Origin of the sequence: Streptomyces venezuelae (genome assembly GCF_008642335.1) — a bacterium.
In the GTDB taxonomy this organism is placed as follows: Bacteria; Actinomycetota; Actinomycetes; order Streptomycetales; family Streptomycetaceae; genus Streptomyces; species Streptomyces venezuelae_F.
Window position 1 is genome coordinate 2,459,006 of the sequence record NZ_CP029191.1, and the last position, 14,479, is coordinate 2,473,484.

The 14,479-nt window shown below is 73.2% G+C and carries 13 protein-coding genes; 7 read left to right on the forward strand and 6 right to left on the reverse strand.

From position 1 onward, the window contains the following. Positions 1-7 precede the first annotated feature (7 nt). From dnaG to DEJ49_RS11020, 4 genes are all read right to left on the reverse strand, one after another. Complete coding sequence (dnaG, locus tag DEJ49_RS11005; RefSeq protein ID WP_150183967.1) at positions 8-1,906, reverse strand: DNA primase; 1,899 nt, start codon at positions 1,904-1,906, stop codon at positions 8-10. Positions 1,907-1,949: 43 nt separating this feature from the next. Then, a complete protein-coding gene (locus DEJ49_RS11010; RefSeq protein ID WP_150183968.1) occupies positions 1,950-3,212 on the reverse strand; it encodes an NAD(P)/FAD-dependent oxidoreductase in 1,263 nt (420 codons plus the stop codon). 165 nt (positions 3,213-3,377) lie between these two features. After that, positions 3,378-4,688: a deoxyguanosinetriphosphate triphosphohydrolase gene (locus DEJ49_RS11015; RefSeq protein ID WP_150183969.1), complete on the reverse strand. Its 1,311-nt coding sequence runs from the start codon at positions 4,686-4,688 to the stop codon at positions 3,378-3,380. A gap of 61 nt (positions 4,689-4,749) precedes the next feature. Beyond that, positions 4,750-5,577 carry a sirohydrochlorin chelatase gene (locus DEJ49_RS11020; RefSeq protein WP_150183970.1) on the reverse strand — a complete coding sequence of 276 codons (828 nt, stop codon included), beginning with the start codon at positions 5,575-5,577 and terminating at the stop codon, positions 4,750-4,752. Positions 5,578-5,828: 251 nt separating this feature from the next. Between DEJ49_RS11020 and DEJ49_RS11025 the strand changes: the two genes are divergently transcribed. Continuing rightward, on the forward strand, positions 5,829-6,575 hold the full coding sequence (locus tag DEJ49_RS11025; RefSeq protein ID WP_150183971.1) for a vancomycin high temperature exclusion protein: 747 nt from the start codon (positions 5,829-5,831) through the stop codon (positions 6,573-6,575). A 167-nt stretch (positions 6,576-6,742) separates the two neighbouring features. Beyond that, positions 6,743-8,902 carry a molybdopterin oxidoreductase family protein gene (locus tag DEJ49_RS11030; protein ID WP_150183972.1) on the forward strand — a complete coding sequence of 720 codons (2,160 nt, stop codon included), beginning with the start codon at positions 6,743-6,745 and terminating at the stop codon, positions 8,900-8,902. A gap of 85 nt (positions 8,903-8,987) precedes the next feature. Here DEJ49_RS11030 and DEJ49_RS35935 read toward each other — a convergent pair whose 3' ends face one another. Further along, complete coding sequence (locus DEJ49_RS35935; protein ID WP_190329317.1) at positions 8,988-9,278, reverse strand: DUF6355 family natural product biosynthesis protein; 291 nt, start codon at positions 9,276-9,278, stop codon at positions 8,988-8,990. Positions 9,279-9,384: 106 nt separating this feature from the next. Continuing rightward, entirely contained in the window at positions 9,385-9,873 is a 489-nt protein-coding gene (locus tag DEJ49_RS11040) for a gamma-glutamylcyclotransferase family protein (RefSeq protein WP_150183974.1), read from the reverse strand. Between the two features lie 240 nt (positions 9,874-10,113). On the opposite strand from DEJ49_RS11040, the gene DEJ49_RS11045 reads away from it, so the two are divergent. From DEJ49_RS11045 to DEJ49_RS11065, 5 genes are all read left to right on the forward strand, one after another. Continuing rightward, positions 10,114-10,821 carry a hypothetical protein gene (locus DEJ49_RS11045; protein ID WP_150183975.1) on the forward strand — a complete coding sequence of 236 codons (708 nt, stop codon included), beginning with the start codon at positions 10,114-10,116 and terminating at the stop codon, positions 10,819-10,821. Between the two features lie 14 nt (positions 10,822-10,835). Next, positions 10,836-12,119 (forward strand): sensor histidine kinase, encoded by a 1,284-nt coding sequence (locus tag DEJ49_RS11050; RefSeq protein ID WP_223832792.1) that lies wholly within the window; start codon positions 10,836-10,838, stop codon positions 12,117-12,119. A 102-nt stretch (positions 12,120-12,221) separates the two neighbouring features. Next, positions 12,222-12,752, forward strand: coding sequence for a redox-sensitive transcriptional activator SoxR (gene soxR / locus DEJ49_RS11055; RefSeq protein WP_150183977.1), 531 nt, complete (start codon positions 12,222-12,224; stop codon positions 12,750-12,752). Then, complete coding sequence (locus tag DEJ49_RS11060) at positions 12,749-13,555, forward strand: aminotransferase class IV (RefSeq protein ID WP_150183978.1); 807 nt, start codon at positions 12,749-12,751, stop codon at positions 13,553-13,555. Before soxR ends, DEJ49_RS11060 begins: the two co-directional genes overlap by 4 nt. Before the next feature lie 283 nt (positions 13,556-13,838). Further along, on the forward strand, positions 13,839-14,408 hold the full coding sequence (locus DEJ49_RS11065; RefSeq protein ID WP_150183979.1) for a hypothetical protein: 570 nt from the start codon (positions 13,839-13,841) through the stop codon (positions 14,406-14,408). The last annotated feature ends 71 nt before the right edge of the window (positions 14,409-14,479 follow it).

The following is a 14,479-nucleotide window of genomic DNA, read 5'->3' on the forward strand; positions in this document are numbered from 1 at the left end:
GGGCGCCTCAGAGGGCGTCCGCGCCCCGCTCGCGGAGCGCCTGCCCGTACTGCTGCAGGACCCACAACTCGTTCTGCACGGCGGTCAGATGCTGCGGGTCGCCGCCCGCGCCGAGGCGGGCGAGGGTGCCCTGTACGTCGCGGATGCGGCGGTCGACGGCGCGCAGCCGGACCTGCACGAGCTGGATGCCCGCGTACATCTCGTCGACGGTCTTGCGCAGGATCGCCTCGACGGCGAGCTCGGTGACCATCGCGCGGACCGCGTCGTCGGGGGCCGCTTCGCGGACGCGTACGAGGTACTCCTGCGGGTCCTGTGCGCCGTACTCCGCGCCGCCCGCCTCCTCGATGGCGCGGCGCACCGCGGCGTAGGGCGGGGCGGTGAACTCGTCCATGCCGTACGCGTCGAAGGCCGGGGAGACCAACTGCGGGTACTGGAGGGCGAGTTTGATGAGTTCCCGCTCGGTGCGGTGGGCGGGGCTGCGCAGGTTGAGCGCGGGGCCGCTGAAGCCCTGGGGCGCGGCCTCGTACGCCGAGGAGGAGCGCTGGGCGGCGGGGGCCGGGCCCCGGCCGCCGCGGTCGCGGGCCCAGCGGGCGAGCTGGGCGACGCGCTTCACGACGAACTGCGTGTCGAGGATGCCGAGCATGCCGGCGAGCTGCACGGCGACCTCGTGCTGCGCGCCGCTGTTCTTGATGCGGGCCACCACGGGGGCGGCCTCGTCCAGGGCGGAGGCGCGGCCCGCGGGGGTCTCCAGGTCGTACCGGGCGACGATCTGGCGCAGCGCGAACTCGAAGAGCGGCGTGCGCGGTTCGACGAGGTCGGCGACCGCCGCGTCGCCCTTGGCGAGCCGCAGGTCGCAGGGGTCCATGCCGTCGGGAGCGATCGCGATGTACGTCTCGGCGGCGAACTTCTGGTCGTCCTCGAAGGCACGCAGCGCGGCCTTCTGGCCCGCCGCGTCGCCGTCGAAGGTGAAGATCACTCGGGCCGAGCCGTTGTCCATCAGGAGGCGGCGGAGGATCTTGATGTGATCGCCGCCGAAGGCCGTGCCGCAGGTCGCGATGGCGGTGGTGATGCCGGCCAGGTGGCAGGCCATCACGTCCGTGTACCCCTCGACGACGACCGCGCGGCTGGACTTGGCGATCTCCTTCTTGGCCAGGTCGATGCCGTACAGGACCTGGGATTTCTTGTAGATCGCCGTCTCGGGCGTGTTCAGGTACTTCGGGCCGTTGTCGTCGTCGCGGAGCTTGCGCGCGCCGAAGCCCACCACGTCGCCGCCGATGTCGCGGATCGGCCACATGAGGCGGCCGCGGAAGCGGTCGATGGGGCCGCGGCGGCCCTCCTGGGAGAGGCCGGAGAGGGTGAGCTCCTTGTCGGTGAAGCCCTTGCCGCGCAGGAAGCGCGTGAGGTGGTCCCAGCCGGCCGGGCTGTAGCCCACGCCGAAGTGCGCGGCCGCCGCCTGATCGAAGCCGCGCTCGGCGAGGAACTTCCGGCCGATCTCGGCCTCGGGGCTCTCCAGCTGGTCCACGTAGAACTGCGCGGCGATCTTGTGGGCCTCGACGAGGCGGATCCGCTCCCCGCGCTGGTGCGCGGGGTTGTACCCACCCTCTTCGTAGCGCAGCGTGATGCCCGCCTGGGCGGCGAGACGCTCGACCGTCTCCGAGAACGTGAGGTGGTCGATCTTCATCACGAAGGCGATCGTGTCGCCGCCTTCCTGGCAGCCGAAGCAGTGGAAGAGACCCTTGCTCGGGCTGACCTGGAAGGACGGGGACTTCTCGTCGTGGAAGGGGCACAGGCCCTTGAGGTTTCCGCCCCCCGCGTTGCGCAGCTGGAGGTAGTCGGAGACCACGGCGTCGATCGGGACCGCGTCCCGAACCGCCTTCACGTCTTCGTCATTGATCCTGCCTGCCACGTAGGAATACTACGGCTCGCCTGTGACACTCCTGCCCGGCCGGTCACCCCAGGAGCGCCGCCAGAGGGGTCGAGGGGTCCGCGAGGGCGTCCGGGTCGGGGCGCACGCCCTTCCGGATCAGCTGCTGGATCGGGTCCGTGACGTCCCACACATTCACGTTCATGCCCGCGAGGACCTGCCCGTCGCGCAGCCAGAAGGCGATGAACTCCCGCTTTCCGGTGTCGCCGCGCACCACCACTTGGTCGTACGTCCCCGGGGGCGCCCAGCCCGAGTACTCCAGGCCGACGTCGTACTGGTCGGAGAAGAAGTACGGCACGCGGTCGTACGTGACGTCCTGGCCGAGCATCGCGCGCGCGGCGGCCGGACCGCCGTTCAGGGCGTTGGCCCAGTGCTCGACGCGCAGGCTCGTCCCGAAGAGCGGGTGGCGGACGGCGGCCACGTCGCCCGCCGCGTAGATGTCGGGGTCGGAGGTGCGCAGCGACGCGTCGACGGCGATGCCGCCCCCCTCGGCGCGGTCGACCAGGGCGAGGCCCGCGGACTCGGCGAGGGCCGTGCGGGGGGCCGCTCCGATGGCCGCGAGGACGTCGTGCGCGGGGTGCTCCTCGCCGTCGTCCGTGCGGGCGGCGAGGACCATGCCGTCCTGGCCCGCAATCTCGGTGAGCCGTGCGCCGAAGTGGAAGCGGACGCCGTGCTCGGCGTGCAGGTCGGCGAACATCTGGCCGACCTCGGGGCCGAGGACGGCGTGCAGCGGGGTCGGCTCGGCCTCGACGACCGTGACCTCCGCGCCGTACTCACGGGCGGCCGCCGCGATCTCCAGGCCGATCCAGCCGGCGCCCGCGATCACCAGGTGGCCGTTGTCCCTGCCGAGGGAGGCGAGGACGTGCCGGAGGCGGTCGGCGTGCGCGAGGCGGCGCAGGTGGTGGACGCCGGCGAGGTCGGTGCCCGGGACATCGAGGCGACGGGGCTCGGCGCCGGTGACCAGCAGCAGCTTGTCGTAGTGGATGACGGCGCCGTCGCCCAGGCGGACGCTCCTCGCCGCGCGGTCGATGGCGACGACGGTCTGCCCCAGGTGCAGCTCGACGTCGGCCTGCGCGTACCACCCCGGTTCGTGGACGAAGACGCTGTCGCGCTCCTCCTTGCCGAGGAGGTACCCCTTGGACAGGGGCGGGCGCTCGTAGGGGTGGTCACGCTCGTCGCTGATGAGGATCACCCGGCCGGTGAATCCTTCGGAGCGGAGCGTTTCGGCCGCCTTGGCGCCGGCCAGCCCTCCTCCGACAATGACGAACGTCTGATCCGCGTCGACCACTTGATGCCTCCTTGCCCGGGGTACCGGGGGTGTACCCCGGAAGAACTCAGTCTTGCCACACTTGCCAACTGGGCTTGCCGCCACTGGGAGCGTCCCGCACGCGACGTGATGGCGGAAGGGGGCCCGCCCCCGACCGACCACATCACGTCACGCCTTCACCGGCCCTCAGGGCCTCGATGTCAGGCGGGTGTGCAGGGCGCGGGCCGCGGCGTCCGTCAAGGACGCGATCTGGTCGATCACGACGCGCCGCGCGGCACGGTCGTCGGGCGCCTCGTCGAACAGCGCGCGGAACTGCGGGTCGAGTCCGTCGGGGGCGCGGGCGGTGAGCGCCTCGGCGAGCTCGGCGACGACGATGCGCTGGTCCGCGCGGAGCCGCTCCTGCGCGGGCCGCTGCATCACGTAGCGATCGGCGACGGCCTTGAGGACCGCGCATTCGTACCGCGCCTCGCGGGGCACGACGAGCTCGGCGGCGTACCGCGTGAGAGGGCCGTTGCCGTACCGCACGCGCGTGGCCGTCTCCGCCGCCAGACAGAAGCGGCCGATGAGCTGGCTGGTGGCGTCCTTCAACCGGGCCTGCGCGACGGCCGATCCGTCGTACCCGTGCGGCCACCACTCCTGGTCCAGGAGGCGGTCGAGGGCCTGGGCGAGCTCTTCGGGGTCGGTGTCCTCGGGAACGTACCGCCCCAGGGCCACGGCGTAGATGTCCTGGCGCTCCGGTTCGGCGTGCAGCGCGTTCGGGTCGATGTGCCCGGCGTGCAGGCCGTCCTCGAAGTCGTGGACCGAGTACGCGACGTCGTCCGACCAGTCCATGACCTGCGCCTCGAAACAGGTGCGCTGCCCGGGTGCCTCTTTGCGGATCCAGTCGAAGACGGGACGGTCGTCTTCGTAGACACCGAATTTCACCGACGACGGATCGGTGGGGTGGGCGCCGAGCGGCCACGGATATTTGGTGGCGGCGTCGAGGGCGCCGCGCGTGAGGTTGAGTCCCACGCTGACGAGCTCGTCGGTGGCCCCGGAGCGGATGAAGCGCTTCGGCTCGATGCGGGTGAGCAGCCGCAGCGACTGGGCGTTGCCCTCGAAACCGCCGCAGTCCCGCGCCACTTCGTTCAGCGCCTGCTCGCCGTTGTGCCCGAACGGGGGATGCCCGAGGTCGTGGGAGAGGCAGGCCGTCTCGACCAGGTCGGGGTCGCAGCCGAGCGCCGCACCGAGCTCGCGGCCGACCTGGGCGCACTCCAGGGAGTGCGTCAGGCGCGTACGGGCACTGGCGTCCCAGGCCTGGCTGCGGGTGCCCGGCGTGACGACCTGGGTCTTGCCCGCGAGGCGGCGCAGGGCCGCGGAGTGCAGGACGCGCGCGCGGTCGCGCTGGAAGGCCGTGCGCCCCGGCCTCTTGTCGGGCTCGGTGGCCCACCGCTCCACGGCTGCTTCGTCATAGGCGCTGTACGCCTCGTATCGCGCGTTCGGTGCTGTGCCTTCCATGCACCGACAGTAGACGCAAGCAGTGACAAACAGGGATCTGGCCTCATGGATTCGGCCTCGCTCAGACGCTGCTGAGGATGCGTCGGGAGGCCGGTGCCGGTGCGCTGCGTGCCTGGTCGTAGCGGAGCAGGACGAGGCGGGCGAGTGCGGCGTGGGGGCCGAGGGGGGCCGCGGCGATCCAGGGGGCGGCGCCCGCGCTCCGGGTGGCGAAGCGGCCGGGCGCGGTGAAGTAGGAGGCGACGGCGGTACGCGTCCGCCCCTCCGCGGCCAGCCCTTCGAGCGCCTCCGGGACGCCGCGGGGGCAGGCCGGGGTGGGTGCGGCGTAGGCGGGGACGACGGGGACGCCCAGGCGTTCGGCGAGCAGCCCGGCGGCGGCCTCCGTGTCGGCGGCCGACTCCGGGTCACGGGAACCGGCGGCGGCGAGGACCACGGCGTGCCTGCGCCGCGCACCCGCCCTCGGCCCGACCCCGGACCCGGACCCGGCCCCGACAGGTCGCTCGGGCCAGCCGGCCTGGACGAGCCGGGCGTGCAGCGTCTCGGCGAGGAGCGGGTGGGGGCCGAGCGGGGCGGCGACGCGGGCGTCGAGGGCGGGGAAGCGGGCGGCGGCCGCGGGGATGTCGCGCTTGACGTGCTGGCCTCGGCCGAGGAGGAGCGGGACGAGGACGGCGCGGGCGCCGGGCCCGCCGTGTTCGCCCAGCTCGTGCAGCGTGTCGGTGAGCAGCGGTTCGTTCAGCTCGATGTGGCCGAGCCGGACGGCGACTCCGGGTCGCTGCTCCCGGACGCGCTCGGCGAGGGCCATGACGGTGGTGAGGGCACGCGGGTCGCGGCTGCCGTGGGCGACCAGGACGAGGGCGGGGCGGCGGCTGGAAACGCGATCCATGATCGTCATGAATCGAGGATGGCCGGGACGTGTTGCGTAGGCGTTGCGCGGCGGTGACGACTCTTTTCGCCGGGCTCACGGCGGGTGGCGGCGCGGTGTCAGGGGCGGGGCGGGATGCGTCTCGGGGTGCGGTCGGGGACGGTGTCGGGGGTGTTTCGGGGGCATGGGTCGCTGACGTGGCCGGCGGGGCGGCTTACCGTTGAGGCAGAGATCGGATCGGGGGGATCCGGCGGGGCACGGGGCACGGGGGCGGATCGCCGATGAAGAGACGTGGAGACCTGACGGCGCGGTGGACGGCGTGGCGGGCGGCGCGAGGGACGGGACGACCGCGCAGACCGGCGTGGCTGCGACTGCCGCGCACACGGAAGGAACAGCGGCGGACGATACAGGCGGTGATGGCCCTGTGCGTGCTCGCGCTGCTGCCCGCGACCTGGCTGTTCGTGTCGACGGAGGACAGGATCGGGTCGGTCGCCGATGCGCCGCGCGCCCGGGTGGCCGTGGTCTTCGGCGCCGGACTGTGGCAGGGCGAGCCGTCGCCGTATCTGGCGCACCGGCTCGACGCGGCCGCGGAGTTGTACCGCACGGGCCGCATAGAGGTCGTGCTCGTCACGGGGGACAACAGCCGCGAGGAGTACGACGAGCCGGACGCGATGCGCACCTACCTGAAGAAGCACGGCGTGCCGGACCGACGGATCGTCAGCGACTACGCCGGGTTCGACACCTGGGACAGTTGCGTGCGCGCCAAGAAGATATTCGGCGTGGACCGTGCGGTGCTGGTCAGCCAGGGCTTCCACATACGCAGGGCGGTCGCGCTGTGCGACGCGGCGGGCGTCTCGTCATACAGGGTCGCGGTGGACGCCAAACACGACGAGACCTGGTACTACGGCGGCGCGCGGGAGGTCCTAGCGGCGGGTAAGGCGGCGGTCGACGCGGCGCTGAAACCGGATCCGCACTTCCTCGGTCCGCGGGAGCCGGGCGTGTCCCGCGCGCTGGCAGCGCCACGCTGAACCCGGAACGGAGGCACGGAGGCACGGAGGCACGGAGCCACGGGTGTCTTGCGGCAGCGGGGCACGGGCGGCTCACAGTGAGCCGCGGTCCCCGCTGAGGTCGGCTTACCGCGTGCGTAACGCGGGCGGGTCGGGGCGTGTAACAAGTCCGGCGGAGGCTGGACCGCATGCACTCCACGGCGACACCGGCGGTACCTGCGACACCTGAGACGACCGCGACCCCCGCAGCACCCGCGCCCGCGGGCTCGTCCGCGACCTCGACCCACTGTCCGTACTGCGCGCTGCAGTGCGGGATGGACCTGGTCACGGGCCCCCAGGGGGTGGAGGTCGTGGAGCGGACCGGGTTCCCGGTGAACAAGGGAGCCCTGTGCGGCAAGGGGCGCACGGCACCCGCGGTGCTCTCCTCCCGGGTGCGCCTGACGGAGCCGCTCGTCCGGTCCCGCGCCACGGGTGAGCTCACGCCGGCCACTTGGGAGGAGGCGCTCGACCGGGTCGCCGACGGGCTGATCCGTACCCGGACCGAGTACGGCGCGGACGCATGCGGGGTGTTCGGCGGGGGCGGTCTGACCAACGAGAAGGCGTACGCGCTGGGCAAGTTCGCGAGGGTCGCGCTCGGCACGTCGCAGATCGACTACAACGGACGGTTCTGCATGTCGTCCGCCGCGGCCGCCGGTCAGCGGGCGTTCGGGCTCGACCGGGGGCTGCCGTTCCCGCTGGCGGACATCCCGCGCACGGGGTGCGTGATCCTCGTCGGGTCGAACCTCGCCGAGACGATGCCGCCCGCGCTGCGGTATCTGACGGAGCTGCGGGAGAACGGCGGCACGCTGATCGTCGTGGACCCCCGGCGGACCCGGACCGCCGAGCAGGCGGATCTGCACCTGGCGCCGCGGCCCGGCACGGACCTCGCCCTGGCGCTCGGCCTGCTGCACCTGATCGTGGCGGAGGGCCGCACGGACGACGCGTTCATCGAGGAGCGGACGAGCGGATGGGAGGAGGCGAGGGCGGCGGCGATGGCGCACTGGCCGGAGCACGTCGAGCGGATCACTGGTGTGGCGGTGCCGCAACTGCGGGACGCCGTGCGGCTCTTCTGCGGTGCCGACGCGGCGATGGTGCTCACCGCGCGCGGTCCCGAGCAGCAGTCCAAGGGCACGGACACGGTGGGTGCGTGGATCAATCTGTGCCTGGCCACGGGGCGCGCCGGACGGCCGTTCTCCGGGTACGGGTGCCTGACGGGGCAGGGCAACGGTCAGGGCGGGCGGGAGCACGGCCAGAAGGCGGACCAGCTGCCCGGCTACCGGAAGCTGACCGATCCGGCGGCGCGGGCCCATGTGGCGGGGGTCTGGGGAGTGGACCCGGACTCGCTGCCGGGCCCGGGCAGGTCGGCGTACGAACTGCTCGACGCGTTGGGCGGCGACATCAAGTCGCTGCTCCTGATGGGGTCCAACCCGGTCGTCTCGGCGCCGCGGGCCGCGCATGTGGAGGAGCGGTTGCGGTCGCTGGACTTCCTCGCGGTGGCGGACGTGGTGCTGTCCGAGACGGCGCGGCTTGCGGACGTGGTGCTGCCGGTGACGCAGTGGGCGGAGGAGACGGGGACGGTGACGAACCTGGAGGGGCGGGTGCTGCTGCGGCAGCGCGCGGTGAGCGCGCCGGCCGGAGTGCGCGGCGATCTCGACGTGCTGCACGGGCTCGCGGAGCGGCTCGGGCACGGGAAGGGGTTCCCGACCGAGCCGGAGGAGGTCTTCGAGGAGTTGCGCAGGGCGAGCGCGGGCGGGCCCGCGGACTACTCGGGGATCAGTTATGAGCGGCTGAGGGAGGACGACGGGAAGGGGGTGTTCTGGCCGTGTCCCGAGGCTTCGGAAGGTGGGGTGGCCGAAGGGACGCCGCGGTTGTTCCTGGAGCAGTTCGCCACCGAGGACGGGCGGGCGCGGTTCGTGCCGGTGGTGCACCGGGACGCGGCGGAGGAGCCGGACGCGGAGTATCCGGTGCTGCTGACGACGGGACGGGTGCTCGCCCAGTACCAGTCCGGGGCCCAGACGCGGCGCGTCGACGAGCTCAACGCTGCGGCTCCGGGGCCCTTCGTGGAGCTGCATCCGCGGCTCGCCGCGCGTCTGGGGGTCGGGGAGGACGATCCGGTCGCCGTCGTCTCACGCCGGGGGCGCGCGGTGGCTCCGGCGCGGGTGACGTCGGCGATCCGCTCCGACACGGTGTTCATGCCGTTCCACTGGCCGGGCGAGGGGCGGGCCAACACGCTGACGCATCCCGCACTGGATCCCGTGTCTCGGATGCCGGAGTTCAAGGTGTGCGCGGTGCGGGTGGAGCGGGCGTGAGACGAAGCGGAGCGGGCGTGAGACGGAGTGGAGCGGGCCCGGAGCCGAGGCCCCGGTCCCGCGGTCGTGCAAGGGGAGGTGGGAATCAGCAGGTGCGGCCCGTGTACCAGGCACCGTCGACGTCCGAGGCGGAGCCGATCCAGGTCACGCCGGGGCCCACACACTGCTCGCTGTTGGGGCCCCAGTCGTCGATCTCGATCACGATGCGCGAGCCGTCGCTCGTGCAGTGGTTGTAGTAGGCGTCGCTGCCCGTCTCGTAGAACCCGCAAGGGTTCTGGATGGCCGCGGGCTCGGCGGAGGCCGAGGACGCCATGGTCATACCGAGGCCGACGGCCAGGGCGCCGATGATGGCCGGCAGGGAACGGCGAACTCGCATGAGCGACTCCTTCTAAGACAAGGTGCACTGGCACCGACACGCACACCTGGAGGTGCACACGCAGAGCTTCGCGGTGCTCACTTTCCGTGGTCACGCGAACTCGCTCTCACGAGTGATTCAGATCACCGGTTCGGGTGCGTAAGCGTTTGAGCTGCGCATTTCGGTGTGAGGCCCAGTCGCCCGCGCCGATGACCGAGCCGGAGGTGCGGAGACCGGCGGCGATGCGCGGGGCCGCGACGTAGACCCAGGCGCGGACGGGGGTGCTGGTCCGGTCGAGGACGTCGCGGACGACGCGTTCGTAGAGGTTGCCGGGGTCGCCCGGGGTGTACTCCTCCAGGAGGTCCAGGGCGGTGAGGAGGGGGGCGTAGGCGGCGGGGAGTGCGGTCAGGAGTTCGCCGTGGACCGGGCCCTCGCCGGGGTGCTCGACGGCGTACGGGTAGCCGGGGCCGTCGTAGAGGAGCGCGTCCGGCAGGAGGGCGGGCTCCTCCCTCGCGGTCCTGCCGCGCAGGTGGACGGCGTGATTGGGTTCGCCGGGGCGCAGCGTGCCGTACACGAAGAACGGCAGCCGGGCCGTGCCGAGTTCGTCGTCGCTCATATGCCGATTGTCCACAGCGGCGCCCATGCGCAGGACGTCGCGGGTCGAGCGGCATGGGCTTAGGTCCCGAGCCCGGCGATGACGACCGCCTTAGGGGCAGTTGTTACACAACCTCCCGATTTCTGTGATGGAGGGTTCCTAACGTCGAGAGCGGTGGCCGGTCCCCCTGCCGAATCCCCGGTGCAGCCCTGGACCGGCCACCACCAGCACCAGCGCCCCTCACGTGACGGTCAGCCACCCATGAATCCGATGCCCCGCCGCCTGCTCCTGCCGGGCGCCGCTCTGTTCGCCGTCATGGCGGTCCTCGTGCTCGCGGGGTGTGCCAGCACGGACGGTCTCGGGCACGGTGGTTCCGCGCCGTCCGTGTCCGTGCAGCCGCGCCCGGAGGCGGTCTGGCCCGCCTGGGCCGGCAGGACGTCGCGGGCGCCCGGCGCCGAGGCGTCCACGCGCCAGCCGCCTCCGCGGCCGTTGCGGGGCGTGGAGGCCGGTCCGGGCGGGCTGGCCTCGATGGACGTGCACGCCATCCTGCGGGCCGACCCCCGTACGAAGCCGCTCGCCGACCGCGGGATGATCGACCGCCCCGGGCGGGCCGGGATTCGGCCGCCGATGTTCCTGGACCTCACCGGCGACAAGAAGCCGGACATGCTCGTGGCGGCCGACACGGAGAGCGGCCGTTCGATCCTCGCCGTCTACACCGAGCGCGGCGGGAAGATCTACCCGATCCTGTTCACCTCCGGCAGGAGCGTGAGCGTGGAGACCATCGGCCCCGATCTGCTGGTGCGCACGCCGTGTTCGGAGGGCGGCGAGCAGGCGGTCCGCTTCCACTGGGACGGCGCGCGGATGTCCACGGTCAGCGACATCAAGAACTACAAGCGGTCGTCCCGCCCGGCCGGGCCGGCCGATCAGCGCCCCAGCCCCTCCGACTCCCCCTCCCCATGGGGCCCTTGACGGTGCGCGGGGCCGTGACCCGGGTCCGTGCCGCGCTCAACGGTCTCGGGCTGCGCTGGAAGATCGCCGCGCTGCTCGCCGTGGGCTGCGCGGTGGTCGCCGTCGCCATCGGGCTGCTCGTCCACCACGCGCGGCTCGACCAGATCTCCTCGGGCGCCCGGTCCGGTGCGTTCGCCCAACTCGTACGCGTACGGCAGCTGTACGAGCTGACGGGACAGGTCGACCAGGCCGACACCGACGCCGGTGTCGACGACCCCGAGGTGCCCGCCGCGCTGCGCAGGGCCGCGCTGGCCGGGCAGCGCACCACCTACCTCGACATGACGTCGGACGACCCGTGCGTGTGGGCGGCGCGGCCGGTCGGCGACAACCCCCGGCATGTCCTGTCCATCCGTGAACCGCTGCGCGAACAGGCCGACGACATGGCGGAGTTCGACCGGCGGCTGCTGGTCTCGGGCGCCGTCGTCGTCGGACTCGCCGCGCTCGGGGGCGCCGGGCTCTCGAGCAGGCTCAGCCGCGAGCTGCGTACGGCGGCGGCCACCGCGCGCCGCATCAGCCAGGGCGACCTCGACGCCCGTATCGACCATCCGCGCCCGCCCGGGGTGCGGCACGGCAAGGACGAGGTGGCCGAACTCGCCACCGCCGTCGACACGATGGCCGCCTCCCTCCAGCAGCGTCTTGAGGCCGAGCAGCGTTTCACCGCCGACGTCGCCCACGAGCTGCGCACCCCGCTGACCGGACTGCACACGGCGGCCGAGCTGCTGCCGCCGAGCCGCCCCACCGAGCTCGTGCGCGACCGGGTCCGCGCCCTGCGCACCCTCACCGAGGACCTCCTCGAAGTGGCGCGCCTCGACGCGGAGGTGGAGAAGCCCGACCTGGAGGTGCACCGGCTGGGGCCGCTCGTCGAGTCCATCGCCGAGCGCGCGGGCGGGTCGGCGGCGGCGTTCACGGCGGAGGGTACGGAGAGCGCGTACGACACGTTCGTCCGTACCGACGCGCGCCGTCTGGAGCGCATCTTCACCAACCTCGTCTGCAACGCCCGCAAGCACGGCGGCGATCCGGTCGAGGTGCGGGTCGACGGCGTCGAGGTGACGGTCCGCGACCACGGGCCCGGCTTCCCCGACCGCCTCCTCGACGACGGCCCGCAGCGCTTCCAGACCGGTGCGCGGGAGCGCGGCCAGGGCACCGGCCTCGGCCTGACCATCGCGTGCGGGCAGGCCCAGGTGATCGGCACCCGCGTGGAGTTCTCCAACGCCGCGGACGGCGGCGCGGTCGCGGTGGTGCGGCTGCCACGGGCCTGACCCTCCCGCTGCCACGGGCCTGACCCTTCCGCTGCCACGGGCCTGACCCTTCCGCTACCGCGGGCCTGACCCGCCGCGGCGGGGGCTCATTACGCTGACCGCATGACGCACCGCCTCGCACCGAAAGCCAAGGAAGCCACCATCGGCGAGCTCGCAGCGCGCAGCGGGGTCGCCCCCTCCGCCCTGCGGTTCTACGAGGCCGAAGGGCTCATCACGTCCCGCCGCACATCGGGCAATCAGCGCCGCTACAGCCGCGACACCCTGCGCCGGGTCGCCTTCATCCGCACCTCGCAGCAGCTCGGCATGCCGCTCGCCACGATCCGCGAGGTGCTCGCCCTCCTCCCCGAGGACCGCACGCCGAACCGCGCGGACTGGGCGAGGATCTCCGAGTGCTGGCGCGAGGACCTCGACACCCGCATACGGACCCTGCAGCGGCTGCGCGACAACCTCACCGACTGCATCGGCTGCGGTTGTCTCTCCCTGTCCAGGTGCGCGCTGTCCAACACGTGGGACACGCTGGGCGCACGCGGCCCCGGCCCGCGGCGCCTCGTGGAGAAGCGGATCCCGTGCGCGACGGGCTCCTGCGAGGGCACCGCGGAGAACGACAAGGAACAGGAGGACGTGTCCGCATGACCGGCCCCACACCGGCACAACTGGCGCAGCGCGTCGAGGTCGACGGGCGGCCCGCGACCGCCGAGAGCCTCCTGTGGCCCGCCCTCGTCCAGACCGGCCACTTCACCGCGATGCAGGTCAGGGGCGGCAGGGTGCGCGGCCTCGACCTGCATCTGGCACGGCTCGACGCGGCCACGCGTGAACTGTTCGGGGACGGGGTCGACGGGGAGCACGTGCGCGGTCTCGTCCGGCACATCCTGCGCGACGACATCACGGACGCGTCCGTACGGGTCTACGTCCACGCCCCGGCCGGGAAGCCGTCCCACCTGGTCACCGTCCGGCCGCCCACGGAGCTGCCCGCCACCATGGAGGAGCGGGCGCAGTCGCTGCGTTCCGTGGCGTATCAGCGGCCCTTCGCCCACATCAAGCACCTGGGCGGATTCGGGCAGGCCCGCCACGCGGAGCTCGCGCGGGCCGACGGCTTCGACGAGGTGCTGCTCACCGGTCCCGGCGGGGAGGTCAGCGAGGGCGCGGTCACGAACGTCGCCTTCTTCGACGGCGCGGGCATCGTCTGGCCGGACGCGCCGCACCTGGCCGGCATCACGATGCGGCTCGTCGAGTCGCGCCTGCCCGCCGCGGGGCTGCCCAGCCGGCACGCCCCCGTGACCCTCGCGGACCTCCCCTCGTACCGGGCGGCCTTCGTCACGAACGCGTGGGGAGTACGTCCCGTGCGGCGGATCGACGACGTCGCGTACGGGGTCGACGAGCAGCTGATGGCGCGCGTGGCGGGGGTGTACGAGGACGTGCCGTGGGACACCGTCTGACGGCCGGGCCGCCCCGGCGCGGAGTCGTACCGCGGGACCGGGTCACCCATTCACAGGCGCGCCGCGCGCCCTTCGGGCACGGGGGCTCGGCACGCCGGTGACCTGCTGGAACGTTCCTCCCGCTGCGTCAGGAGGCGGCCGCACGCCACCTTTCTGATGCCCCATCAGGAGGCGTGGGCCGCCGAGTGCCACTTACCTCGGTAGAGCGGGGTTCGACCGACGCAGCGGCACTTGGGGGTGCCGCGGGCCGTGCCCGTACGAAGGCCCTCGGAGGAACGACCACATGCGCTACGCCCGTCTGCTGACCGGTACCGCTCTCGCCGTGGCTGCGGGCGCTCTGGCCGTCCCCGCGGCCGCCGCTCCCGGCCCGCCCGCCGGGGGCCTGGAGATCCGTCCCGCCACCGTCACCCCCGGCTCCGCCGTCACCGTGCACACCACCGCCTGCGGCCCGGGCGGCACGGCGGCCGGCGACGCGAGCGCGGTGGGCGCGGGCACGTTCACGATGGCCCCGGGCAGGCGTCCGGACGGCGGCGAGACCGCCGCGGGGCGGTTCGAGGTGCCGCCGTCCGCGCAGCCGGGCACGTACGAGATCGTCGCGAAGTGCTCCGGGTCCGGCGGATCCGGTGCGAAGGACAAGCGGATCGCGGGCGATCTCATGGTCACGATCACCTCCACCGCCGCCGCGGGTGAACGCCACCAGCGGCAGCTCCCCAAGGGGCACGTGAAGACGGGGGTCGGCGGCGCACTCGGCCCCGACCCCGTGCAGACCGCGGCGGGAGTGGCGGCCCTGGCCGTCGCCGCCGCGGGCGGTACCTGGCTCCTGCATCGCCGGGCGAGAGGCGACAGGATCTGACGGACACCCTCCGCTGTCCACCGGTACCGCCGCCCCCGCCCCCTCCCGGCCCGTGTCCCCTCGCGGGCCGG